This is a genomic window from Bacteroidota bacterium, from assembly GCA_034723125.1.
Taxonomy (GTDB): Bacteria; Bacteroidota; Bacteroidia; order CAILMK01; family JAAYUY01; genus JAYEOP01.
Genome location: JAYEOP010000011.1, coordinates 1 through 6,291, shown reverse-complemented (window position 1 = coordinate 6,291; position 6,291 = coordinate 1). Strand labels below are relative to the sequence as shown.

10 protein-coding genes are annotated in these 6,291 nt (G+C 32.6%); all 10 read left to right on the top strand.

Features of this window, described 5'->3' with window-relative positions; genetic code table 11:
* The coding region (locus tag U9R42_00340; GenBank protein MEA3494468.1) for a hypothetical protein at nt 1-196 on the top strand (196 nt) is incomplete at its 5' end.
* 28 nt (nt 197-224) lie between these two features.
* On the top strand, nt 225-887 hold the full coding sequence (locus U9R42_00335; GenBank protein MEA3494467.1) for a SufD family Fe-S cluster assembly protein: 663 nt from the start codon (nt 225-227) through the stop codon (nt 885-887).
* On the top strand, nt 884-2,119 hold the full coding sequence (locus tag U9R42_00330) for a cysteine desulfurase (GenBank protein MEA3494466.1): 1,236 nt from the start codon (nt 884-886) through the stop codon (nt 2,117-2,119). Before U9R42_00335 ends, U9R42_00330 begins: the two co-directional genes overlap by 4 nt.
* Before the next feature lie 48 nt (nt 2,120-2,167).
* Complete coding sequence (locus tag U9R42_00325) at nt 2,168-2,542, top strand: iron-sulfur cluster assembly scaffold protein (GenBank protein ID MEA3494465.1); 375 nt, start codon at nt 2,168-2,170, stop codon at nt 2,540-2,542.
* Nucleotides 2,543-2,606: 64 nt separating this feature from the next.
* Nucleotides 2,607-3,215, top strand: coding sequence for a superoxide dismutase (locus tag U9R42_00320; protein MEA3494464.1), 609 nt, complete (start codon nt 2,607-2,609; stop codon nt 3,213-3,215).
* An 11-nt stretch (nt 3,216-3,226) separates the two neighbouring features.
* On the top strand, nt 3,227-3,745 hold the full coding sequence (locus U9R42_00315) for a ferritin (protein MEA3494463.1): 519 nt from the start codon (nt 3,227-3,229) through the stop codon (nt 3,743-3,745).
* A gap of 65 nt (nt 3,746-3,810) precedes the next feature.
* A complete protein-coding gene (locus U9R42_00310) occupies nt 3,811-4,020 on the top strand; it encodes a ferredoxin (GenBank protein ID MEA3494462.1) in 210 nt (69 codons plus the stop codon).
* Nucleotides 4,021-4,151: 131 nt separating this feature from the next.
* Nucleotides 4,152-4,910 (top strand): DsbA family protein, encoded by a 759-nt coding sequence (locus tag U9R42_00305; GenBank protein ID MEA3494461.1) that lies wholly within the window; start codon nt 4,152-4,154, stop codon nt 4,908-4,910.
* Nucleotides 4,911-5,130: 220 nt separating this feature from the next.
* Nucleotides 5,131-5,871 (top strand): thioredoxin domain-containing protein, encoded by a 741-nt coding sequence (locus U9R42_00300; protein ID MEA3494460.1) that lies wholly within the window; start codon nt 5,131-5,133, stop codon nt 5,869-5,871.
* Between the two features lie 10 nt (nt 5,872-5,881).
* The coding region (locus tag U9R42_00295; GenBank protein ID MEA3494459.1) for a prolipoprotein diacylglyceryl transferase family protein at nt 5,882-6,291 on the top strand (410 nt) is incomplete at its 3' end.

The window sequence follows — 6,291 nt, the reverse complement described above, 5'->3', positions numbered from 1 at the left end:
AATATGCCGTAGAATTAAACAGATTGATAGAGTTAGAAATGGAAGGGAGTGTTGGATAATAACCCTGTCATTTCGAACGAAGAGAGAAATTTTAATAACGTTTGAAATTACTGCTATCATTATAAAGGTTTCTCCTTCGCAAGATTCACTCGAGATAACAAACGAGAGTGGGATGATAAAACAGGGTGACAGATGAGTATGTAAAATTATAAAAAACAATTATTATGAAAAGAATTACCATATCAAAAAATGAAATTATAGATTATTCAAAATATTCTAAAGAATCATCTAATTTTAATATTCGTGTAAAAAGGGGAGTCAAATTAGTTTTGATATTAAAAAATAATCCTGCAGATATTAAGGTAATGGTGGGAGCTAAAGCAAATGTTACAATTATCAATTATATCCAAAAAGTTAAGAAAATGGATACAAAAGTACAAATTAATTTAGTCGGTTCTGGTGCAGAGGCTAATGTATATTACGCTTTACATGGACAAATAAATGATAAACACATTTTTGATATTACTATGCGTCACCAAGTAAGAAATACAAAAGGTGATATACTTATAAAAGGTGTATATCAAAATAAAAGTATTGGAAAATTTGTTGGTTTAATAAAGATTGATAAAAAAGCTCAGGGTACTAATTCTTATTTTACTGATAATGTATTATTATTAGATCAAGCGATGGCTACATCTATCCCTAATTTGGAAATAGAAGCCAATGAGGTAAAAGCTTCGCATGGCTCAACTACCGGACGAATAAATAACGAACAAATGTTCTATTTAATGTCGCGAGGATTATCCAAGACACAAGCAAAGAAAATGATAATCAATGGATTTTTTCAACCAATATTTAATAGATTACCTAATGATATAAAATTATGAAGAAAACTCGTTATGAGCGAAATCGAAGGATTAATTACAAAAAAGATTTTCCAATTTTTAGAAACAATAAGGGTTTAGTATTTTTGGATTCTGGGGCCAGTACTCAGAAGCCACAGATAGTTATAGATACTGTAAAAGAAGTTTATGAAAAATATTATGCCAATGTTCATCGTGGTATTTATAGATTATCAGAAGAGTTGTCTGAATTATATGAGCAGACTAGAGAAAAAGTTGCCAAGTTTATTAATGCTAATAGCGTTAGAGAAATTATATTTACCAAGAATACTACCGAGAGTATTAATCTTTTATCCTTTACCTGGGGGATGGATAATATTAAAAAAGGAGATATTATTTTAGTAACTGAGATGGAGCACCATGCAAATTTATTGCCTTGGCGAGAATTAGCTAAGAGAAAAAAGGCAATTATTAAATACGTACCTGTTAAAAATAATGGACGACTTGATATGGTGAAACTTGATAAGATGTTGGTTAACAAGGTAAAGCTTCTAGCGATTACACATATGTCTAACGTGCTTGGCACTATTAATCCTATTAAGAAAATAGTAGCTAAAGCACATAAAAAAGGAATTAAAATAGTAGTTGATGGAGCGCAGGCAGTACCACATTTTCCAGTAGATCTTCAGGATTTGGATGCTGATTTTTACGCTTTTTCACCACATAAAATGTTAGCTCCAAGTGGTGTAGGAATATTATATACTAAAGAAGAGATATTGGAAGGTATGAAACCTTTTCTAACTGGTGGTGGAATGATAGCAAATGTTACTCATCGGGAAACCGATTGGAATGAAATTCCGTTCAAGTTTGAAGCAGGTACGCCAAATATTGAAGGGGTAATCGGATTTGGCGTTGCTTTGGATTATCTTAGCTCGATTGGTATGAAAAATATATTTAAACATGAAAAAAAAATTACAAAAACAGCATTAAGAGAATTATCAAAAATAGAAGGACTGAATATAATGGGTCCGAAAGACAGCAAAAATAGAGGAGCAGTATTTTCATTAACTCTTGATGGGGTGCATCCTCATGATATGGCAACATTATTGGATGAGCAAAATATCGCTATTCGCGCTGGACATCATTGCGCCCAACCTCTCCATCAAAGTTTAGGTATAGAAGTTACTACTAGAGCTAGTTTTTATCTTTATAATACAGAAGAAGATATATATAAATTAGTAAGGGCTCTAAATAAAGCAAAGAAGATATTCAAATAATATATATTAATTAAAAATTATCCATTCAAAAAAATTATGACTTTTGACATGTATAGAGAAATTATCCTTGATCATTATAAAAATCCCAGGAATTTTGGTCAGATTAAAAATGCAAATGCTCAGGCAAAGAAAAAAAATTTTCTTTGTGGTGACGAGATGACTATGGATTTTAAATTAAGTAAAAATGGAAAGATTGAGGATGTAAAATTTCATGGTGCCGGTTGTAGCGTCTCTCGAGCTGGCGGTTCCATATTAACGGAAGCTATCAAAGGTATGACTATGGCTCAATTTAAGAAATATTCAGACAAAGATTTTCTTAAGGACATGAAAGCACCCATTACTCCAGCCAGAAAAAAATGCGCTTTATTGGCTCTGGAGACGGCCAGGTTGGCATTAAAGACCAAACCAACAAAAAAGAAATGAGCGATTTGTTATAATTTTAACAATAATTTATAATAGTATTACTTAATTATTATTTACATAAAGTATGAAAAAAGAATTTACAACACCAGATTTACCATATGCTTATGATGCATTGGAACCATATATAGACAAAGAAACAATGACAATTCATCATGATAAGCATCATATGACTTATACAACCAAGTTTAATAATGCTTTAGAAGGGAATGAAGAATTATTCGATAAATCTGCAGAAGATATTTTAAAAAATATTAAGGATATCCCAGAGGATATTAGAGTAGCCGTAATAAATAACGGTGGCGGTCATGTTAATCATGCTTTGTTTTGGCAGATTATGGGTCCTGACGGAGAGGGTAAACCCGAGGGTGACTTGATGTCCCATATTAAAAAAGATTTTGGCAGTTTTGAAAAATTTAAGGAAGAATTTGAAACAGCGGCAACTACTCAATTTGGTTCTGGCTGGGCTTGGCTTGTTAAAGATGGAGATAAATTAATAGTAGAGAAAACTTCTAATCAAGATTCACCATTATCTGAAGGTAGAACACCAATATTAGCTTTGGATGTTTGGGAGCATGCCTATTATTTAAAATATCAAAATGTACGCCCAGATTACATTAAAGTATTTTGGAAGATAGTTAATTGGAAAAAAGTTAGCGAATTATATAATAATTAATATTCAATAATATGAATAAAAAAATTAACGATGCAATTAATAAGCAGATTGCAGCAGAATCATATTCTGCATTTTTATACCTATCGATGGCTGCTTATTGTGAAACCAACAATTTTAAAGGAATGGCTAATTGGCTCAAGGTTCAATACCAAGAAGAGTTAACTCATGCTTTAAAATTATATCAGTTTATTTTGGATCGAGGTGGAATAATCGAGCTACAGCAATTGGATAAACCAGAAACTGATTTTTCATCTCCTCTTGAAGTGTTTCAGAAAGCATATGAGCATGAACAAAAAGTAACGGGGATGATTAATGACCTGTATGAATTGGCTAAGGAAGAAAAAGATTATGCCTTTCAAGAAGTATTACATTGGTTCATAAAAGAGCAAGTCGAAGAAGAAGCTAATAGCTCTGAAATTGCAGAAAATCTTAAGAAGGTTGGCAATGATGGCAATGGCTTGTTACTCATTGACCAACAGCTAGCAAGCAGAGTATTTGTTGATGAAACTATCGATACTGCTACTGAATAATCTTTGCATTTTTATAATAAAATATGTTAATATTAATTTAATAAAGATTAATAAAAATATAAAATATGAAGGTAAAAATTATTAGAGATAAATGTATTTCAGCTGCTACTTGTGTAGCTATCGCACCAGATACATTTGAGCTAGATGATGAAGGCATAGCAATATTAAAGAATCTTGACGGTGATGATGAGCAAACAATTATTGATGCTGCTAAATCATGCCCAACTCAAGCAATAGAGGTTTTTGATGACGAAGGCAAGAAGTTAGTGCCTTAATTTATATTATTAAAAAGTCGTTGGTTGTTAAAAACCAGCGATTTTTTTAGTGTCAAAAGAATAGTTGTTTACTTGTTTGAGTACAAATGCAGACACTTTAATATTATGTAAATTTGATATATAATAACACTATGACAGATGAATTAGATTTGAATTTACCAACTGAGGACGCTACTCAAAAAAAACAACCAGTTCAAGCGCCTAAAGAGGGTAAAAAACAACCAAAAAAAGGAAAGAAATCTCATAGAGTTTTATGGGTAGTGCTTAGTATTTTTTTAGTTTTTTTGATAGTTGTTGGTGTCTGGTTTTATGGTTTGGTTAAAGAAAATATTGATATGATATTAAATGAGGATAATACTACTATACATGATATTGCTACAAACGATGATCCATATGCCGGGTCAAATGATGCAAAGATAGTCATAGTCGAATTTTCTGATTTTCAGTGCCCGTATTGCACTCAGGCCTTCTCGACGGTAAGAGAGGTTATTAGTACGTATGGTGATCAAATTAAATTCATATATAGGGATTTCCCAAATTCGACAATACATCCTCAATCATTAAAGGCTGCTGAAGCAGGAGAGTGTGCGTCCGAACAAAATAAGTTTTGGGAAATGCATGATAAAATTTATATAAATACAGATTTATCTGTAACGGCGCTAAAACAATATGCTACTGAAGTAGGAATGGACGCAGGACAGTTTAATGAATGTTTAGATAGTGATCGTTATTATGAAGAGGTGCAACAGGATTTTGCTAGCGGGATCGTTGCTGGAGTTGATGGTACTCCTACATTTTTTATTAATGGTACTAAGTTTGAGGGATCAGTATCCGTAGATAATTTTAAATCAATTATTGATGAGTTATTAGTGATTTATAACCAATCTTAATAGTTAAATGCATCATTTGAAGAATGAATTTTTTTATGCTATTATATATTGGCATTTATTTAATAAATAATTTCCGGCAAACCTGCCCGCCAAAGTGGCGTCGCAGGCGGGGTCGGATCAGGCCCTGTCTGACGGCCACGCCCCGCCAACGGCGAGGCTCCGCTTACAGCGGGACGGGGGCAGGCAGGTCTGCCTGAAATTAATCAATTTAAAATAAAATATGACAGAAGAAAAAAATGAAGAAGTAGTCTATAAAATGTCCCCAAAAATGTCTTTTGTAATGGGCGTTTTATCTGGTGTAGCATTTGCTGCAATAATAGGTTTGTTTATGATGTTTGCAATGTCTAATGACGATGGTGGTAATACTACAACCAAAACAAATACTAATACAGCTGCAGTAGTTAATACTAATACAGCTGCTCCTACTCCTGTTGCTCCAGTAGTTGTAGATGTAGAGGTTGTGGATGGTGATCATATTCGAGGTGATATAAATGCACCAGTAGCTCTAATACAGTATTCAGATTTTGAATGCCCGTTTTCTAGTCGAGTGGTACCAACCATGGAACAAGTGTTAGAAGAATATGATGGTAAAGTTCAATTAATATATAGACATTTTCCATTATCATTTCATGAAAATGTACAAAAAGCCGCTGAAGCTTCTGAGTGTGCAGCAGATCAAGATAAATTTTGGGAAATGCATGATCTAATATTTGCTAATCAAGACAATATGACTATTGATGATCTAAAAGGATATGCGTCTGATTTAGGGTTAAATACTAGTACATTTAATGATTGTCTTGATAATGGTGATAATGCTTCAAAGGTTTCTGAAGACTTTACTTCAGGAGCTGCTATCGGAGTACAAGGGACACCAGCTACATTTGTAAATGGAACCATGGTATCAGGTGCTCAGCCTTATGCAAGTTTTGCTGCAGCTATTGACGCAGAATTAGCTAAATAATTTTAGGAGAATGAATTTTCTCCATAACTATAATCCAGAGCCAATCGCATTTTCGATTGGCTTTTTGGATATATATTGGTACGGGGTAATAATTGCAATTACAGTCATAGTAGGGTTATTATTGATAATAAGATTTGCAAAAAAAAGAAACATAGATGTTAATCATATCTATAATTTATTATTTATACTTTTGGTTAGTAGTTTAGTAGGTGGAAGGATAGGACATATTATTGGTGAGTGGGATTATTATGTAAATAATCTAAATGAGTTGGTAAAAATATGGCATGGAGGATTGGCTATACAAGGAATTATGATAATGGATTTCCTTGTTGTTTATATTTATGGACGAATAAAAAAAATTAATTTTTTAGCTTTTACAGATCTAATAGTAGTTGCATTAATGGCAAGGCAACTACTATT